Raw genomic sequence first — 18,146 nt, 5'->3', positions numbered from 1 at the left:
TTTTGTGTCGGAGCCATCTGGCGACGGAATGGCCGATATGCGACCGGCCGTTTGCAAGGCCACATCTGCCTTTGCCGCAACGCCTTACGATGCACTCAGCGGTATCAGCCGCGGCTTTGTCAGGCTGTATGCGATTTGCCCGAACAGGGTATTCAGGCTGTTGGTTCCACCGGCGGCATTCGACCAGCGCACGCAACGGCGTGCAATGTAATGCGCGAGCACCCCGGATGTCATGGCAGTTGACCAGACTTTCAAATCATTCCTGGTCGAGAAATGGGCCGTTCCCCATGAAGAATCGGCAATATGCAAATGCGCACGTTCTATCGATATGTCCAGCGACGGTGTGTGACAAAAGTGAGCGGCGTTATCGTGCAAACGACCATCGCAATTCCTATCCACGGTCCGGCTCCTGCAGCGTGCGCCAGGTACGACACCAGACCGGTCAAAACGACACCGCCAAACGAAACGGCCGCAAATCGCCAGACGTTCCTGAGCCGAAGCGAATATGAGAAGCTCCAGAGCGTGTTCACCAGGTATGACCAACACGTCGCGCATGCGAACGCCACCGTGTTCGCCAACGTCGACGACGCACCAGCGTGCGATATCAGCACGACGGCCACGACGATATGCAAGCCCGTCGCCAGCACGCCGCAGACACCGAAGCGGACCACTCTTATAAACTCGGTGTTGTTTGCCATGGCTGTGTCACTTTACCGTCAGCACTGCGAGCAGCGACACGCCGCACGGCAACGTACGATGTGAAACCCAGTGACGCTCAGCGCTGAAGATGCGGTATAGGAACGTGTTCAGCACATCGGCCGGAGTAGCATCGCCGCTCGATTTATCGTGCTTAAGCAGGCGGTCGATAAAACGTACCGCAATCGCCAGCGGCAGCAGCAGCGTGTTGAAGTACGTGATGCGTTCGATGCGGTAACCTGCTTCGTCAGCGCACGCCGTCAGCGCCGCTCGGCTGTAGCGTCTGTGGTGCTGAAGAAACACGTCATGCGCGCTCCATAGCCATTGATATGCCGGCACGGTTACGACGACTTTTCCGCCGGGGGCCAGTACCTCCCGCATGCGCACGAGCGAGCCAACATCGTCGGCGATATGTTCGAGGCAATCGAAAAAACAGATCAGATCGAAGCGTTCGCAGTCGAAAGGCAAATCATCCGGGCAACGGCCTGCGCGGATATCGAAACGCTCTCCGGTGCTTTTTGCTGTCAGCACCCGCGCCGTCTCGTCCATCTCGATTCCACTCACGCTGCCGAACTCGGCCAGCATTTCCAGGTTGCCGCCGGTGCCCGAACCTACTTCGAGCACACGCGCGCGGGACGGTAACGCAAGGCGGCGCAACACCGAACTCAACACATCGCGCCGGCCGCGAAACCACCAATGTTCGGCCTCGGTCTCGGCCATCTGAAGATAAGCATCAGGGGACATGATTCATGCCTCCACGAATCAGCGGCCAGCGAACCGCACGCGCTTGCGCGAGGATTCGAGCCGCAGGGTGTTCGACATGCGCGAGCTGTTGCGCCCGACGGGCAGCGTGCTGATCTTGCTATTTTCCTGATAGCGGCGGCGCACGAGATAGACTGGCCGTCCCTTCGTCTCGTAGTAGATTCGGCCGATGTATTCGCCGACCACGCCGATCCCAATCAACTCGATACCCCCCATGAACAGCATCACGGAAAGCAGCGACGCGTAGCCGGGCACCGGGTTGCCGAGCCACAGCGTGCGGCCGATGATGAAGCCGCCATACACAAAAGCCACAGTGGCGATCGCAAGGCCAATATAGGTCCAGCTCCGCAGCGGCACGGTACTGAAACTCGTGATGCCTTCGAGCGCAAAATTCCACAACCGCCATCCGGAGAACTTCGAATGACCGGCGCTGCGCGGTTCGCGCTGGTACTCCACAATCACGGTCCGATAGCCGACCCACGCAAACAGCCCTTTCATGAAGCGCCGCCGCTCCGGCAAATTTCGCAGTGCGTTGACGACCTGACGGTCCATCAAACGAAAGTCGCCGACGTTTTCCGGAAGCTTCACTTCAGACAGCGCATTGTGAACGCGATAGTAGATCGCGGCAGCGGTACGCTTCGCGAAGGTGTCGCACGCCCGGTTAGTCCGTTTGGCGGCGACGACTTCCGCACCTTTCCGCCAATGTTCGACCATGACCGGAATCAGGCTCGGCGGATCCTGCAGATCGGCGTCGATAGGGATCACCGCGTCGCCCCACGCTTCGTCGATGCCGGCCGTCAGCGCTGCCTCCTTGCCGAAGTTTCGCGTCAGGTCGATAACACGTATGCGCGCATCGCGCGCGCTGGCGGCGATCAGCTTGTCGAGCGTACCGTCGCTGCTGCCATCATTGACGCAGACTATTTCGAAACGCGTTGACGCAATCCCCTCGAGAACCGGAACGATCTCGCTAAAGAACTGATCTACCGCCTCGCCTTCGTTGTAGAACGGCACTACCAGTGAAATCAGTGGAATATTATATTGTTCAAACATGATTACCTCCCCGTAATTCTGATTTGATGCTATGAGCCGGTGCGAATGTAGGCCGCACATCGCGCACGTTTTTCTCCGGCGTTTCCTTCTCTTGTGTAGTGGCCCTCACTCGTCGGCATAACGTTGGAAGACCGGGGCCGCGCGCCGTTCCAGCGCGATGCGCCGCAGCAGCATCCCGAGCGTTGTCAGCGAGATCAACGGCAAGAACTGGAACGGCCCACAGGCCATGATCAAAATGCCCCCGAGTGGCGCGATCCAGAGCACGGTCAGCCATTCCCGCTCGCCGCGCTCCCAACCCGCGACCAGCGCGTGCCGGCAATACCACGCGATCAACACACCGAACCAGGCGAGATCGTAGTCGTAGAGATACGGGCTCACGAGCAGGCTCGCGCAGATCAACGTTGCAGCACGCAGGGCATACGAGCATTCACGGCTCCACGCGTAACAGACGGCAGCCGCGGCGATCAGCGCACACGCGCCCTGCGCCGCGTAGGCGAGCCCAGCCGGCGCATGAACCAACGTAGCGAGCGCGAATACAGTCGGCACGCGTTCAAGCGTGGCGTGTGCGGACTCGATGCTGTAAGTGGCAATCCCGGTGTTATGCAGGAATGCCGTTAGCGTTTGGGCGCCGAACACGAGCATCGCAAGCGCGAGTGTGGCCCCGGCCGTCAACACGAAAGCAGCCAGCGCGCGCCAGGACCGGGAGCACAGCAGAGCCAGCGGAAACAGCAGGACCAGTTGCGGCTTCATGCACAACAGGCCCAGACAGACCCCTGCAGCAACCGGCCGGCGGCGCAACCATACAAGTCCGCACCCTGCGAGCGCGGCTGTCAGCAAGCCGTTTTGCCCGGTGCTGATGACGAAAAGCGCACCAGGAAAGAACAGCACGGGCAGGATAGCGTGCCGGTCTGGCACGATGGCCCGGATCACCTTGACGAAGAGCGCATACGCGCCGCCGAGCCATAGCACCGCAGCTGCCTTATAGGGAAGCAGCGCAAGCGGAGCAACCAGCAGCAGCGCGTTGGGCGGATACAGCCACGGCAGGATGCCGTTGACCGCGCCCAGGTACGGCACCGCGCCGATCTCGATCACGGAGAGCGCCTTTACGTTATAGGCATCGACTGCGTGCCCATGCAGGGCAAGAACTGCTGCACTCCAGAACGGCAGGAAATCGACCATGAATGGACTCATGCCGCTCATCCCGCTCTGCCCGCTTATCCGGACCAGAAAGATTGCGATGAATAATGTGTAGCACCCAAATACGATGATCGGGTATAGCCGCAGACGATCCGCGTTGAGCCAATGCGGACGCCTCGTCGGACCCGCTCCGTGCAATACCGGCAGCGGCCGGCATTTCGGCGCGGCATGACGGAACGTGTGCAGATTCATGCCGCCTCCTGTGTATCGAGCCGCACGCGCCGCACGATAACGAGCAGAGCGAGCAGCAGGACTACCGGTCCGATTTGCGGCAACAGGGTCAGGCGATTGAAGTACTCGTATAGCGGCAGCAGCCACGCCACCACCAGAATGGCCTGCTCGCCGCGCCGCCAGCCCTTTTCCAGACCACACACCGTCATACAGGCAAGCGCCACGCCAAGCCAGGTGAGTTCGTAGAACCATAGATAGGGGATGGCGAGCAGCGTCGCCACTGCCAGTACCGCAGCCCGCATACGCAGATCGTCTGTGCGTTTCCACACATAACAGGCTGCCACAGCCGCGATTAGTGCGACGCCGCCTTGCGCGATATAAGCCATGGCGATCGATGCATCGGCGAGGCGCAATGCGGCGAACGGGGTCGGAGACGCAAACAAGTACAGCGTGCGGTTCTCGAGTACCAACTCTCGGGCGAGGCGCGTGCTGGCCGCAAACGCGTGGAGCGATTGAGTGCCGCACACCAGCACACTGAGTCCTGTAAACGCCCCTGCGCTGATCGCTGCCACCCACATGGTTTTCCATGCACGCGCCGCGATCAGCACTACCGGAAACAGCACCGCCAATTGCGGCTTGATCGCTAGCAGGCCGATGCAAATACCAGCCAGTACGGGCTTTTTCTCGGTCCAGCGAACGGCGAAGGCCATCAGCGCGGCGGTCAGCAACGCATTCTGTCCAATGGAGGCTGCGACATAGACACCCGGATACGCCAGCACGACGAGCCCCGCAACCTGCGGACGACGAAAGTGCGTCGCGAAACCGCTGACACCTAACGTGCTCGTTGCGAACAACCAAGCGCCGACGCACACGAACAGTAAATAGCAAAGGGTGTAGGGCAGAAGAGCAAGCGGTGTGACGAGCAGCAGTAGCGTCGGCGGATAAAGCCACGGATAAAAACCATGATTCACATACGCACCGAGAAGTGCCGATTCTGCCCGTGCAAACGTAGGATAGTCGTAGACCGCCGCCGGTGAGCCGTTCAACATCATGTGCGATGCAGTCCAGAACACTGAGAAGTCGACGCCCGGCCGGGTGACGCCAGTCGCCATGAAACCGCCGCTAGTCCAACCCCATGCCGCCAGCAGGATGGCGCAAAGCACGAGCATCACGCAGCTATACAGCAACACGCGTTCGCGTGTGAGCCAGTTATGGATGCAACGTTCGGTACCGAACACTCCCCGACCTGAAAAGTACATGATCCCCGCCTCGCATGAGATCCGGATATTTTTTCGCATCCGGTCTATCTGATTTTTTTGTTTCCATTCCTAAGCGAACGAATGATTCATCGCGCGCTTGTGGTCGATTCATTGTTGTAGGAAATACTTTGACTTTCAAGGCATCGTTTTCCTCCCCGGCCGTGGCACCCGTCAAAGACACGCGTCACAGCGCAAATTCGACGCGTTTTTTAGCGACCTGGATGAGTCGCGTTTCAACATTGAAACGATTTTGGCCGGCGAGTCCGTGGAAATGCCGCCGATCTCATCGACACCGGCGTCCGAACCGAACCAGGGTAAATCGCGAGTATTTTCCGCAGAGCAACGAACGGCGGGCCTCTCCGGGATTCTGCCCCTGGCGGATCGGCGCCCGAAATCGTCGCAGATTAGAGACAACCTGTGCGTCGGAGGTGAGATTGAACAACCGGCAAACCGCCCTCACCGCCGTATTTCCTGGCATTTGGGGAAGCTGGCCCAGAGCTTGCGAAGGAAAGGGCGCGGAAGTCGACGACGTGACGACCGGCGCGATTCAGGTAGCAGGTACGAGGGAGAGCCTGAATCGTGACCGGAGTCAGCCACGGGGAAATCTCTTCACATACGCAGCTGCAATCATCAAAGACAGCGCGGGGAGAAAGAGAACAGCGGGTAGTCGCCGACTGACTAGCGGGCTCCGGCTTTGGCCGGAAGCCAATAACGAGCAACAGAATGCGAGGACCACGACATGAAGATCGATCAAACAAAACGACGGGCCCACCGTCGCCACAGCGACACTGGCTTCGCGTTCCCGGCAGCAACCACATCGATCATTCGCTGCGCGCACCATCGCGCCGGCAATGATCTCCACAGACCCTACGCCTGGCAATTCGCCTTGCACACGCTCCGTGGTCTGTTTACTCGCTGCGACTCTTCCGACCAGATCGGTTTGCACGCATCCGTGTGTACGCCGACACGGCCGGCCTAGACTCGGCGCCCCTTTTTTCCGCAGTGCCCGTAGTACCTTCCCTCAGCCAATTCAGGCCAAGGGTTTTTAATTAGTGATCCAAAGGAGTTAGCCATGCAACATATCATCGCCCAAGCCAAGCGTTTCGTTCGTGACGAAGATGGTGTAACCGCTATCGAATACGGGCTGATCGCATCATTGATCGCCGTCGCCATCATCGTCGCCGTAACGCTCGTCGGCACAAAGCTGAATGCGGTCTTTAACACAGTCGCGGCCGACCTATAAGCGGCGCGTCGACGGACAATGACTAGCCGTTGATTTGTCCGTCTCCGCCGGGTCCTCGATTCTGACAGCACTCCCCAACCAAGACAGGAGCGACCTATGAATGCGATGAGAGAAGCAGCACGACGCGTCGCGCTGCTGCAGTTCTTCAGGATTGACGCAGCGCGTACCAAACGTTTCGTGTTGGACAAACAAGGCGTGACAGCCATCGAGTACGGCCTTATCGCGGCACTAATTGCGGTGACCATCATCGTTGCCGTAGCGCTAGTCGGGACAGATCTGAACGCGGTGTTCAACACCATCTCAAGCGATCTGTAGAGACGGGATTTGACGGGTGGGCGGTTTTCCGTCTCTCCCGTCTTCCCCAGAATCATTGCGTGTTCCACCGTCGAGCGAGAGCGACGACGAATCAATTCGGGAGATAGCCATGCACGCATGGAGCGACATTGCGAAGCATCAGCGCATCGCGACCAAGGTCACGGCGGCGCTTTCATAAACGCAGACAAAACCCATCGAGACCCGCCATGTTTCTGCCCCCACAACCCATTCCTGCATGTGTGATTGCGCTGGCCATCGTGACAGCCAGCACCGATCTCACTTGCCGGCGAATTCCGAACCGGATCATCGCGATCGGCCTCGTCGCTGCACTTGTCGTGCAGGTCCGGCTGAACGGCCCGCTTGCCGGAAGTGCGGACTGGTTGGCCGGCGCCCTGACCGGGTTCGCGGTGTTGCTGCCCTTCTATCTGTTGCGGGGCATGGCCGCCGGCGACGTGAAACTGCTTCTGACGATCGGCGCCTGGGTCGGACCGGCGATGACCGTCCGTATCGCCCTGGCAACGTTCGTCGCGGGCGGGATCTGGTCACTGTGCGTCATCTTGCGTCACCGACGCACGCGGCAATTGCTCGTGAATCTCTGGTGCATCGTAAGCAGCATGTGGCACCCCGGACGACAGATGGCCGGGAATCCTCAGTACCAGCAGATCGAATCGGTTGGATCACTACCCTACGGCGTTGCCATTGCCGCGGGAACATTGGGTGTGTTGTTCGCATCGGCTGCGTAGCCGAAGAATCCGGGGTTGCCGCCAGCATGGACAGCCAGAGCCGTACAGCCTGTGATGCCGGTCGCAAACCGGTGCGGGAGAAAAGAGCGATGAACCAGCAGAACCTTGAAAGCGGGAGTGTCGCGCAAGTTACGCACCTGCCGGAGCCTGAGCCGTCGTATGGCCGTCAAGCGGAGGAATCCACCGTGTCGCTGCGTGCTCCACGCACGCTCGCCGAAACCGGACTGCCGCAGGAGTTCGTGACACGGCTCGTACTCAAGTCCGTCCTGCTGCACGGCAAGTCGAGTTTCGCGGATCTCGCCGAGCGGCACAAGCTGTCGGTGAGCGTACTCGACGACGTGCTGGCATTTCTTGTGCGCGAGCACCTCGTCGAGATCACCCACCGCGGGGCGAATGACATTGACGTGCAGCTTCGTCTCACAGACAGCGGCCGCAATCTCGCACAAGACGAAATGACGCGCTGCAGATATTGCGGCCCCGCCCCCGTCGCGTTCGACAGCTATGTTGCAAGTGTGCGCGAACACTCGATTCGTTGGATTCGCATCACACAAAGCAACGTAAGTTCGGCATTCCGCGACGTGGTCATCGATCACACGCTGCTCGATGCAGCTGCGGCCTCGCTCAATGCCGGACGGCCGTTGATGCTGCACGGCCTAGCAGGCAGCGGCAAGACGTTTCTTGCCGAACGGCTTGGCCTGCTGCTGCGCGGCAACGTGCCGATTCCCTATGCGCTCTACGTCGGCGGCGAAATCGTGCAGCTTTACGACCCACTCGTGCATCGCGATGCGCCCGAGCAAAGTCAGACGCAGGCAAGCGACCGGCGCTGGCGCATGTGCTGCCGCCCGATGGTGATCTCAGGCGGCGAACTGACGCTCGAAGCGCTCGACCTGCGCTATGACGCCACGGCCGGCTTCTACCAGGCGCCGCCGCACATGAAAGCGAACATGGGACTGTATATCGTCGACGATCTCGGGCGCCAGCGCATCGCGCCTCATGATCTGCTCAACCGCTGGTTGATGCCGCTCGATCGGGGTGTCGATCAGTTCACGCTGCAATCCGGCTCGCGCTTCATTGCACCTTTCGACGTATGGCCGGTGTTTTCGTCCAATCTCGCTCCGGCCCAATTCGACGACGCATTCCTGCGCCGGCTCGGCTCGAAGCTGTACGTCGGACCCTTGTCGGTCGACGACTATCGCGCGGTCTTCAACGCGCGTTGTGCTGCGCTCAAGCTCACTGCGGTGCAAACCTCATTCGACTACCTGCTCCACAACCTGCATCTCCCGAGCGGCAAGCCGTTCCTGGCCTGCTATCCAGGCGATCTGCTCAATCTGATCTCCGCCACGGCGCACTACCGCGGCACGGCGCGCGAAGTGACGGGGGAAGGACTGCGCGAAGCATGGCACAGCTATTTCGGCACCGCGCTGGACCACGACAGTACCTACCCACCTACGGCCGACCGGCCGGGCCACCAGTTGGCCGCCGGTTGACCGGCAAGTGTCCAACGACCTACGCAGGAGTATCACCATGAAAAACAGTCGCGCTTTAGTCATGCTGGCCGTCGCCATGCTGGCCGGTCTGGCCGCCGTGGTCTTTGCTTCTCGATGGCTGATACAAACCTCGTCGAATGCGGTCACGCCGATCGCGGTCGCGGCGGGCGACGTCAGTCTCGGCGAGCCGCTCAACGCCAGCCTGATCCGCACCGTCAACTGGCCGACGGGAAGTGTGCCGCCTGGTGCGTTCACCGATCCGAAAGCGCTCGATGGCCGTGTGGTGCGTACGAGTCTCGGGCGCGGCGAGCCCGTGATCGAGGCGAAGCTCGCACCGATCGGCACCAAAGGCGGCCTCTCCGCCGTCATCGGCGAAGGCAATCGCGCCATCACGGTCCGTGTCAACGACGTGGTCGGCGTAGCGGGCTTCGCGCTGCCGGGCAACTACGTCGACGTCATCGTGAACACCCAGGAACCGGGCAAGAGCGACGCTCAGCAAAGCATCTCGAAGATCGTGCTGGAAAAGATCCTGGTTCTCGCGGTGGCCCAGCAGGTCAATCGCGACGACACGGCACCGAAGGTCGTCAACGCGGTCACGCTCGAAGTCACGCCCGACCAGGCGGAAAAACTCGACCTCGCGCGCAGCGTCGGCACGTTATCGCTGGTACTGCGCAACCAGGTTGATAAGGCGACGCTACCGACCGACGGCGCCACGAAGTTCACGCTGCTCGGCACACCTGTAGCGGCACCGGCCTCGGCACCTGCCGCTTTGCCCGCACGTCCGGCGCGCGTGCACTACGCCGCACGACCAGCGGCGAAGCGAGACTGCGTCGGCGTGCTCTCCGGAGTGTTGGGCAGTATCGAATGTTTCTAGGGCGGATGCGGCGGCATCTGCGAAGACGAGCCGCTGCAACTGGCACCACCAAGGCAAATAACGGAAGTCTCGATCGACCGATGTCGAGAAACGGGGGCAGGAAAATGAAAACGAAACTGGGGTTCTCAACCGGTAGTGCGATGCGTGGCCGCTCGCTGAGCGGCGTCGTACTCGCGTCGGCGTTGTGCACCGGATTGCTTGTCGCACAGAGCGGCGTAGCGCAGGAAGCGGTCGAGGGCCCAGCGCTCGCGAAGGTCCGGCCGAATGCTCCGTTGCCGGTGGGCCGCGCGCCAACACCGATGATGGTCAGCATGGCGCCGATGCCGGCAGGTGGGGCTGCCGGCGCCTCCGCGCCGCTGCGCGGCCCGAACTGCACCGGCGAAATCCGCGAAGAAACCAGCGTCGTCGTGCCGGTCGGCAAGTCGACACTCCTGCCTCTCGCCGAACCGGCACGCAACCGCACGCTCGGCAATCCGACGATCGTGCAAGCCACGCTGGTGTCGCCGCGCACGCTTTACCTCGTCGGCATGGCGGTCGGCACGACCAACATGATCGTTCAGGGACGCAGCGGCGGATGCCAGATTATCGATGTGATCGTCAACATCGACGCCAACGGCTTGCAGCAATCGCTTGGGCAACTGATGCCCGGCGAGCGTGGCATCCGTGTATCGACCGCCGCGGGTAACCTGGTGCTCGGGGGGCACGCGTCAAGCTCGCCGGCTGCCCAGCAGGCGCTGGAGATCGCGAAGGCCTTTGCGAGCGCAGAGCCCACCCAGCAATCGCAGAACGGGTCCGGTGTCCTCGGCAACGGGACCCCCGTGAACCAGCAGAGTTCGAGCACCAGCAAGGCAGCCGATGTGATCAACATGATGACGGTCGACGCGCCCCAGCAGGTGATGCTCGAAGTCAAGGTCGCCGAGGTGTCGAAGACACTCATCAACCAGATGGGCGCGGCGCTCAACATTCAGGGCGGCTTCGGCTCATGGAGCGGTGCGCTCGTGAGCAATCTGCTGGCCGGCGTAACGAGCGCGATCGCGGGTAGCAAGGCGAACAACCGCCCGTTGAGCTTCGCGATCGATGCGCAGAAGACGGACGACCTCGTCAAGATCCTTGCCGAACCGAATCTGGTGGCGATCAGCGGCCAGGAGGCCAGCTTCCTCTCCGGTGGCAAGATCTTCATCCCGGTGCCGCAGAGCAGCAGCACGGGCGCCACGACCATCACGCTGCAGGAAGAGGAATTCGGTGTCGGTCTGAAGTTCACCCCGACCGTGCTCGCCAATGGCCGCATCAACCTGAAAGTCGCGCCTGAGGTGTCCGAGTTGTCGCCGACCGGCATCACGCTCAGCGCGACTAACGTGAGCGGCGTATCGATCCTGCCGCTCATTACGACGCGTCGCGCATCCACGGTTGTGCAGATGAACGATGGCGAGTCGTTTGCGATTGGCGGACTGATGAGCAGCAACGTGACCGGCGCGCTGAAAGCCATTCCCGGCATCGGCGAAGTGCCGGTGCTCGGAGCGCTGGCGCGCAGCACGTCATTCCAGCAGGACCTCACGGAACTCGTGTTCATCATCACGCCGCATCTCGTCAAGCCGCTGCAGACCGCCGACCTGCCGCTGCCTACGGACAGCTTCTCACAGCCGAACGAGGCCGACGTCTACGCGACCGGCAACATGGAAGGCCGTCATCCGAAAATGCGTGCCGCGCCTGACAGCGCTGCTCCGGCCGCTTCGCCCACGCCGGCCCCGGCCCCGGCCCCGGCTTCGGTGAGCCCGCAGGCACCGCTGCCCGCGCCCGCACCGGCGCCGCAACCGCCTGCCGGACCCGTTGCAACGGCGTTGCCGCAGCCCGGCCCGCAGACCGCGTCGTCCAGCGCCGACCGGGCACGCCCCATGCCGGATGCGGCGGCGGGCACGGCCGCGCCGCCATCCGCGCAGACCGAACAGGCGGCCCGCGCCGCCCGTATCGAAAGCGCCGCGGCACGGATCGCCTCCCGCAAGGTTCGGCAAGAAGTCGCGAACGCGGACGCTTCCAGCCACGCGGTCGACCATTGATGTGATGCCAAGGGGAATCTCATGAAACACGAACACTTTGCTTTCGCACGCTGGGCCGCGCTCATCGTGCCGGTCTGTGCAGCGCTGGGAGGTTGCATGTCCAGCACGCCGATCTGGGACGCGCATTTTGGCGAGGCGCTCAAAACCGTCACCAAGGCGCAGATCATCGATCCACACGCGGCAGAACACGCGCAGTCGGCTCAGGGCGTGGACGGCAAGTCCGCCGCTTCGGCGATGGACACCTACGACAAGTCATTTCAACAACCCGCACCGTCGCCGAACGCGTTTGTCATCGGAGTCGGAAGCGGCGGCGGGGCCAGCGGTCAGTAAGAACAATAGGCACGGGGGGCGTCATGCGTAGCGTTAATCAGTCAGGCAGGTGCGGTACAGCTCGTCGAGGCGAGCGCGGCGCCGTGTCCATCATCGTCGCGTTGTCGCTCGTCGCGCTGATCGGCTTCGTCGGCCTCGCGCTCGATCTCGGCAAGCTGTATGTGACCCGAAGCGAGTTGCAGAACAGCGCCGATGCCTGTGCGCTGGCCGCCGCACGTGATCTCACCGGTGCAACTATCAATCTGTCTGTCTCCGAGGCGTCCGGCATCACTGCCGGCCACCTCAACTACGCGCTGTTCCAGAGCAACGCCGTGCAGATGACAACAGACAGCAGCGTGCTGTACGGCGATTCGCTGACCAATCCGTTCCTGCCGAAGAGCTCCGTCGCCACCCCGGCAAACATGAAGTACGCAAAATGCACAACGTCCCTCGCGAACATTGCGAACTGGTTCATCCAGGTACTTGGCGCGTTCAGCGGCACGAGCATAGCCAATGCAACCGTTTCCGCTACGGCCGTTGCGACCGTCGGTGCCGCGCAAACCACTTGCGCGATTCCGGCTTTCGTCTGCAAGGCAGGAACGGAGACCACTCCGCCGACAGCAGGTGAAACGTATACGGTCGGGGAGTGGATCGCGTCGAAAAGCGGTGCATCGCCGGCATACGGTCCTGGCAACTTTGGCTGGGCCGCCCTCGACGGCAGCAACAGCGCCAATTCGATCAAGTCCGAATTGACGGGGAATTATTGCGCCCTGCCCGCTGTCGGCGCGAGCATTGGCTCGACAGGCAACATGGTCGCCGACTCAGGCGCCTGGAATACGCGCTTTGGTATCTACGGCACCTCGTACAAGGGACCTGCCGACGGCGAGCCCGATTTCACCGGATACGCTTACACCGCAACGACGTGGACAGCGCTGAGCAACGCCTATAGCGACTTCGTCAACGAGCGCAAAACGTTTCAGCCCTATCAGGGCGACAACGTCACCGGCTCCAGCACCAAAGGTACATACAGCGCCAGCAACTACCCACTTGGCGCCGACCGGCGTCTCGCACTCGCCCCCGAACTGGATTGCGGCGTGCTGGCGAGCAGCCACCAGGCTCCGGTCGTTTCCTGGGATTGTGTGCTGATGCTCGACCCGATGGACTCCGGCGGGAATCCCGGCCCCGTCCATCTGGAGTACCGCGGTTCGTCGTCATCGCCGGGAAGCCCCTGTGCCACGCAGGGCGTTCCTGGTTCCGGCAGCTCGGTCGGGCCGCAGGTACCCGTGTTGCTGCAATAGGGGACTGTCATGAACAAACGCTCTACCCGTCTAGCACGCATGCGCGGTGTCGCCGCGGTGGAATTCGCCATCGTGCTGATTCCGCTCGTGACGCTCGTCGCCGGCGTGGCCGAATTCGGCCACGCAATTTATCAGTATGAAGCGCTCACGAAAGCCACGCGCGATGCCGCGCGCTACCTGTCCACCTACCTGCCGACCGATAGCGCCTACCCGCTCGCGCAGGCCCAATGTCTCGCCGTCTATGGCAGTACGACCTGCGCGACGCCGGGAAGCGGAACGGAGCTCGTAACAGGTTTGACGACCTCGATGGTGATCGTGTGCGACAGCGCGCACACGACCAGTTGCGCCGATGCCTCCGACCCGGCGCAGTTCGCCAACGTCCCGACCTACGACAACAACAACGGAGCCGGCCCTTCGAACGCAGCCGGCAGCATCAACCTCGTCGAAGTCAAGATCAAGGGGTATCCGTACTCCCCGATCCTGAACTACTTCAATCTGTCGAATCTGACGTTCGGCAACATCGTCACCGTGATGAGGCAAGTGTCATGAACCCGAGCCTTGTTTCCCGCTCACCGCGGCTGCGCGCACAGTGCGGCGCTGCCGCCGTGGAGTTCGCGCTGGTCGCGGGCATTCTGTGCACTTTGCTGATCGGCATTTGCGAAATGGGCCGCGTGCTCTTTTACTGGAACACCGCGAGTGAAGCCGTGCGCCTCGGCGCACGTACCGCCGCGGTCTGCGATGCCGATGCCGCGGTGATCAAAACCAGGATAACAGGCCTGCTGCCTTTGCTCGCCGCGTCCAACGTGAGCGTCACGTACACACCGTCCGGTTGCGACTCCGACCCCACCACGGCACGCAACACGTGCGCGTTAGTCACCGTCAGCGTGACCAACGTCAGCGTGAAAACCATGATTCCGTTCGTGCCCCTCACGCTCACGATGCCACCGCTCACAACCACCCTGCCGCGCGAAAGTCTCGCGACGTCGACGGGCGGCAGCGTCTGTCAATAACACAACATACCCAGGCAGCCACGACCATGATCAACATTCTCATCACTTCGGAAAACGCCGCGCGGTTGTCCCAAATCGTGAGTCTGATCGGCGAATGCGGCAACTACCGCACGACCCGCGTGGCCGGCAGACCGTCGTCGCTAGTAGAGCGCGGCGACAGCCTGGACGCCTTCGACGTACTGATCGTCGACGCATCGTCGCTCGAAACCGCCGAGCTTCCGGTCGTCGGCAAGCTGTGCCATCGGCGCCCTCAGGTCACATCCATCCTGCTGATTCCCGATGCGTCGCCGCAGACGCTGATCGAAGCCATGCGCGCCGGCTTTCGCGACGTGCTCGGCTGGCCGCTCAACAAGACTTCGCTCTGTGAAGCGCTTTCACGCATCGAGAGTCAGCTGGCGCTGAATGGCACGCACGAAACACAGATCGTTTCGTTCCTCTCCTGCAAGGGTGGTGCGGGAACCAGCTTCATCGCCAGCAACGTGGCTCATGCGATCTCGGATAGCCAGCAAAAACGTGTGCTGCTGATCGACCTCAGTCAGCTCTTCGGGGATGCCGCATTTCTCGTCTCCGACGAAAAACCACCCTCGAGCTTGCCGCAGATGTGTGCGCAGGTAGAGCGGATGGACGCAGCCTTCTTCGACGCGTGCCTCGTGCACGTGAGCGACACGTTCCACATACTCGCCGGCGCCGGCGACCCTGTCAAAGCGTCGGAGATCAAGGAGGAAAGGCTCGAATGGATTCTGGGCATCGCCGTTCCGCGCTACGACGTGGTGATCTTCGATCTCGGCCAATCGATCAATCCGCTGTCCATACTGGCGCTCGATCGCAGCAACCAGATCCATCTCGTCTTGCAGGCGAGCATGCCGCATGTACGCGCGGGCCGGCGTCTGCAGGAAATTCTGGCGTCGCTCGCTTATCCGGCTGACCGTACCCGGCTGCTTCTGAACCGGTACACGCGCCATGGGGAACGCGCACGGGCCGCGCTGGAGGAAGTTCTCGGCATGCGTCCCTATCAGGTCATCCCGGAAGACACGGAGATCGTGTCGGAATCAGTGAACCACGGCGTGCCGGTGGCGAAGCTGAGCCGCAACAGCGCCGTGTCGCGCAGTCTGCTTGCGCTCGCGAGCAACATCGTCAGCCTTTCAGCGGGATCCGAGGAGGCGCGCTTAAAGGGTGAACCGCGACTCAGCCGCTTCTTCGGCCGCAGCCCGGCACCGAAACTCAAGGCTATGTGATGTACACCACTGGAGACCATCATGTCACTGCGTGAACAGATTTCCGCTCAACGCGTGCAGCCGTTTGGCGAGCGCGAAAACGGACACCACTCGCCGAACCACATGGCGCGGACTGCTTACCAGAAGCTGAAACGGGAAATACATCAGTGCGTGCTCGAGCGAGTCGAACTTGAACGGCTGGCGAGAATGCCACCTGAGCAGGTCCGCCATGAAATCGGCGCGCTCGTTACGCGCATCCTCGAAGAAGAGAAAGCACCGGCCAATGATCTCGAACGCCGGCAGTTGGTGATCGACGTCTACGACGAGATGTTCGGGTTCGGTCCTCTGGAAAGCCTGCTGCGCGATCCGACGATATCCGACATTCTCGTCAACACGTACCAGCGCACCTACGTCGAACGTAAAGGGCGGCTCGAGCTGACCGACGTGACGTTCTACGATGACGCGCACCTCATGAAGGTGATCGAAAAGATCGTATCGCGCGTCGGACGCCGGATCGATGAATCGAGCCCGATGGTCGACGCACGTCTTCCAGATGGCTCGCGGGTCAATGCAATCATTCCGCCATCCGCAGTGGACGGACCGCTGCTCTCGATCCGGCGCTTCGCGGTCAATCCACTGCAAGTCTCCGACCTGATCCAGTTGCAGAGCCTCACGCCGCCGATGGCGGAGGTGCTCGATGCACTGGCGCGCGCGAAGGTGAACATACTGGTGTCGGGAGGGACCGGCAGCGGCAAGACGACGCTGCTCAACGTCCTGTCGGGCTTCATTCCGGACGATGAGCGCATTGTGACCATCGAAGACGCGGCGGAACTGCAAATGCGGCAGCAGCATGTGCTGCGGCTCGAAACGCGCCCGCCGAACATCGAAGGGCGCGGCGAGATCACGCAGCGCACGCTGGTGCGCAACGCGCTGCGGATGCGGCCTGATCGCATCATCCTCGGTGAGGTGCGCGGCGCCGAGGCGCTCGACATGCTCAACGCGATGAACACCGGTCACGAAGGATCACTGGCCACCATCCACGCGAATACTCCGCGCGATGCGCTGACTCGTCTCGAAAACATGATCAACCTCGGCGGCCTGTCGCTGCCGACCAAAACCATGCGCCAGCAGGTTTCATCGGCCATCTCGGTCGTGATCCAGGCTGCCCGGCTGACCGACGGCCGACGCAAGATCGTTAGCATTCAGGAGATCACCGGCATGGAGGACGACATCATCAACATGCAGGAAATCTTCACGTTCAAGCGAACCGGTATCGATGAGAACGGCAACGTGCGTGGGCGGTTTTGCGCGACCGGCGTGCGGCCCAAATTCGCCGAGCGCTTGCAGGCGTTCGGCGTTGCATTGCCCGACGCTATCTACGATCCCGGACGGCATTTCGAAACCACGTGATCCGGCTGACCCGATCCGCTCATTGACTCGCTGCGGTCTGAGGAGACACGCATGACCCCGATCTTCTATGCATTCGCCATCTTGCTGTTCCTCGCTGTCGTGCTCGCGCTCGAGGGCGGTTACCAGTGGTGGAACAATCGTCACGGCCCTGCTGCCCGCCGGATCGAATCGCGTATCCGCGCACTATCCGCCGGCGGCCAGGTTCATAAGGAACGCTTGACGATCCTGAAGCAGCGCATGTTGAGCGAGTCGGCATTGCTCGACAAGCTGCTGATGAAACTGCCTCGCATCCAGACGCTCGACCTGTGGATCCAGCAATCCGGGCTCAAGTGGTCGATTGCGCGGTTGATCGGTACGACTTTCGTTCTGCCTGCAAGCGTGCTCGCTCTCGCCACGCTCACGCCCGTACCGACGATGTTCGCCGCACTCGGCGCCTTGTCTGCGTCAGTGCTGCCGTTCCTCTATGTGAGCCGGCGGCGTAGCAAGCGGCTGCGCCAACTTGAACGCCAGTTGCCTGACGTCGCCGACATGATTAGCCGCGCGCTACGCGCAGGACACGCGTTCTCTAGCGCAATCGGCATGGTCGGCACCGAATTCGCCGAGCCTATGGGGGGTGAATTCCGCATCACCTTCGACGAAATCAACTACGGTGTCTCACTGAACGAGGCCTTGATGAATCTCGCGACGCGCGTGCCGATCCGCGATCTGCGTTACTTCGTGATCGCCGTCCTCATTCAGCGGGAGACGGGTGGCAATCTCGCGGAGATACTGGACAGCATTGCAACGCTGATCCGCGAACGCATGAAGCTGTTCAACAAGATCCGCGTGCTGTCCGCCGAGGGCAAGTTGTCGGCGTGGATACTTGGCCTGCTGCCGTTTGTCACCGCGGGGCTCATGATGGTCCTTAACCCCACTTTCCTCGAAGTGCTGTGGCAGGACCCGGCCGGCATCAAGGTCATCGAAACAATGGCGTTCTCCATGTTATGCGGCGTGCTGTGGATGCGACGCATCGTGAAGATTCGCGTCTGATTGCACTTTTCGCACAGGCGCCGCA

The 18,146-nt window shown here is 61.6% G+C and carries 19 protein-coding genes; 13 read left to right on the top strand and 6 right to left on the bottom strand.

What is annotated here, in order from left to right:
- Positions 1-84 precede the first annotated feature (84 nt).
- The 6 genes from GNZ12_RS31905 to GNZ12_RS31880 all read right to left on the bottom strand — a co-directional run bounded on the left by GNZ12_RS31905 (position 85) and on the right by GNZ12_RS31880 (position 5,135).
- The gene (locus GNZ12_RS31905; RefSeq protein ID WP_172313945.1) at positions 85-399 is read right to left on the bottom strand and encodes a hypothetical protein; all 315 of its coding nucleotides are present in this window, start codon (positions 397-399) and stop codon (positions 85-87) included.
- A complete protein-coding gene (locus GNZ12_RS31900; RefSeq protein WP_172313988.1) occupies positions 321-698 on the bottom strand; it encodes a GtrA family protein in 378 nt (125 codons plus the stop codon). The genes GNZ12_RS31905 and GNZ12_RS31900 overlap by 79 nt, the downstream gene beginning before the upstream one ends.
- Positions 699-705: 7 nt before the next feature.
- On the bottom strand, positions 706-1,440 hold the full coding sequence (locus tag GNZ12_RS31895; protein WP_172313986.1) for a class I SAM-dependent methyltransferase: 735 nt from the start codon (positions 1,438-1,440) through the stop codon (positions 706-708).
- A gap of 18 nt (positions 1,441-1,458) precedes the next feature.
- Entirely contained in the window at positions 1,459-2,508 is a 1,050-nt protein-coding gene (locus GNZ12_RS31890; protein ID WP_172313984.1) for a glycosyltransferase, read from the bottom strand.
- 105 nt (positions 2,509-2,613) lie between these two features.
- Entirely contained in the window at positions 2,614-3,897 is a 1,284-nt protein-coding gene (locus GNZ12_RS31885) for a glycosyltransferase family 87 protein (protein ID WP_172313982.1), read from the bottom strand.
- Positions 3,894-5,135, bottom strand: coding sequence for a glycosyltransferase family 87 protein (locus tag GNZ12_RS31880; protein WP_172313980.1), 1,242 nt, complete (start codon positions 5,133-5,135; stop codon positions 3,894-3,896). Before GNZ12_RS31880 ends, GNZ12_RS31885 begins: the two co-directional genes overlap by 4 nt.
- Positions 5,136-6,207: 1,072 nt before the next feature.
- Here GNZ12_RS31880 and GNZ12_RS31875 point away from each other — a divergent pair.
- From GNZ12_RS31875 to GNZ12_RS31815, 13 genes are all read left to right on the top strand, one after another.
- The gene (locus GNZ12_RS31875; RefSeq protein WP_172313979.1) at positions 6,208-6,378 is read left to right on the top strand and encodes a Flp family type IVb pilin; all 171 of its coding nucleotides are present in this window, start codon (positions 6,208-6,210) and stop codon (positions 6,376-6,378) included.
- A 150-nt stretch (positions 6,379-6,528) separates the two neighbouring features.
- The gene (locus GNZ12_RS31870; RefSeq protein ID WP_328806057.1) at positions 6,529-6,693 is read left to right on the top strand and encodes a Flp family type IVb pilin; all 165 of its coding nucleotides are present in this window, start codon (positions 6,529-6,531) and stop codon (positions 6,691-6,693) included.
- A 206-nt stretch (positions 6,694-6,899) separates the two neighbouring features.
- Complete coding sequence (locus GNZ12_RS31865; protein ID WP_172313977.1) at positions 6,900-7,436, top strand: A24 family peptidase; 537 nt, start codon at positions 6,900-6,902, stop codon at positions 7,434-7,436.
- Between the two features lie 89 nt (positions 7,437-7,525).
- On the top strand, positions 7,526-8,923 hold the full coding sequence (locus GNZ12_RS31860; protein ID WP_172313975.1) for an ATP-binding protein: 1,398 nt from the start codon (positions 7,526-7,528) through the stop codon (positions 8,921-8,923).
- Positions 8,924-8,960: 37 nt separating this feature from the next.
- On the top strand, positions 8,961-9,797 hold the full coding sequence (gene cpaB / locus GNZ12_RS31855; RefSeq protein ID WP_172313973.1) for a Flp pilus assembly protein CpaB: 837 nt from the start codon (positions 8,961-8,963) through the stop codon (positions 9,795-9,797).
- 104 nt (positions 9,798-9,901) lie between these two features.
- Entirely contained in the window at positions 9,902-11,851 is a 1,950-nt protein-coding gene (locus GNZ12_RS31850) for a type II and III secretion system protein family protein (RefSeq protein ID WP_172313971.1), read from the top strand.
- A 21-nt stretch (positions 11,852-11,872) separates the two neighbouring features.
- Positions 11,873-12,181 carry a hypothetical protein gene (locus GNZ12_RS31845; protein ID WP_172313969.1) on the top strand — a complete coding sequence of 103 codons (309 nt, stop codon included), beginning with the start codon at positions 11,873-11,875 and terminating at the stop codon, positions 12,179-12,181.
- Between the two features lie 23 nt (positions 12,182-12,204).
- Entirely contained in the window at positions 12,205-13,458 is a 1,254-nt protein-coding gene (locus tag GNZ12_RS31840; RefSeq protein ID WP_172313967.1) for a TadE/TadG family type IV pilus assembly protein, read from the top strand.
- 39 nt (positions 13,459-13,497) lie between these two features.
- Positions 13,498-14,007: a TadE/TadG family type IV pilus assembly protein gene (locus tag GNZ12_RS31835; protein WP_172314128.1), complete on the top strand. Its 510-nt coding sequence runs from the start codon at positions 13,498-13,500 to the stop codon at positions 14,005-14,007.
- Complete coding sequence (locus GNZ12_RS31830; RefSeq protein ID WP_172313965.1) at positions 14,004-14,468, top strand: TadE family protein; 465 nt, start codon at positions 14,004-14,006, stop codon at positions 14,466-14,468. The genes GNZ12_RS31835 and GNZ12_RS31830 overlap by 4 nt, the downstream gene beginning before the upstream one ends.
- 26 nt (positions 14,469-14,494) lie before the next feature.
- Positions 14,495-15,703 carry an AAA family ATPase gene (locus GNZ12_RS31825; RefSeq protein ID WP_172313963.1) on the top strand — a complete coding sequence of 403 codons (1,209 nt, stop codon included), beginning with the start codon at positions 14,495-14,497 and terminating at the stop codon, positions 15,701-15,703.
- Between the two features lie 21 nt (positions 15,704-15,724).
- Complete coding sequence (locus GNZ12_RS31820) at positions 15,725-17,092, top strand: CpaF family protein (RefSeq protein WP_172313961.1); 1,368 nt, start codon at positions 15,725-15,727, stop codon at positions 17,090-17,092.
- 51 nt (positions 17,093-17,143) lie between these two features.
- Positions 17,144-18,121, top strand: a complete 978-nt coding sequence (locus tag GNZ12_RS31815) for a type II secretion system F family protein (protein ID WP_172313959.1) — start codon at positions 17,144-17,146, stop codon at positions 18,119-18,121.
- Positions 18,122-18,146 lie beyond the last annotated feature (25 nt).

Source organism: Paraburkholderia solitsugae, from assembly GCF_013177695.1.
GTDB classification, from domain to species: Bacteria; Pseudomonadota; Gammaproteobacteria; order Burkholderiales; family Burkholderiaceae; genus Paraburkholderia; species Paraburkholderia solitsugae.
This window is presented reverse-complemented; position numbering and strand designations above follow the sequence as displayed.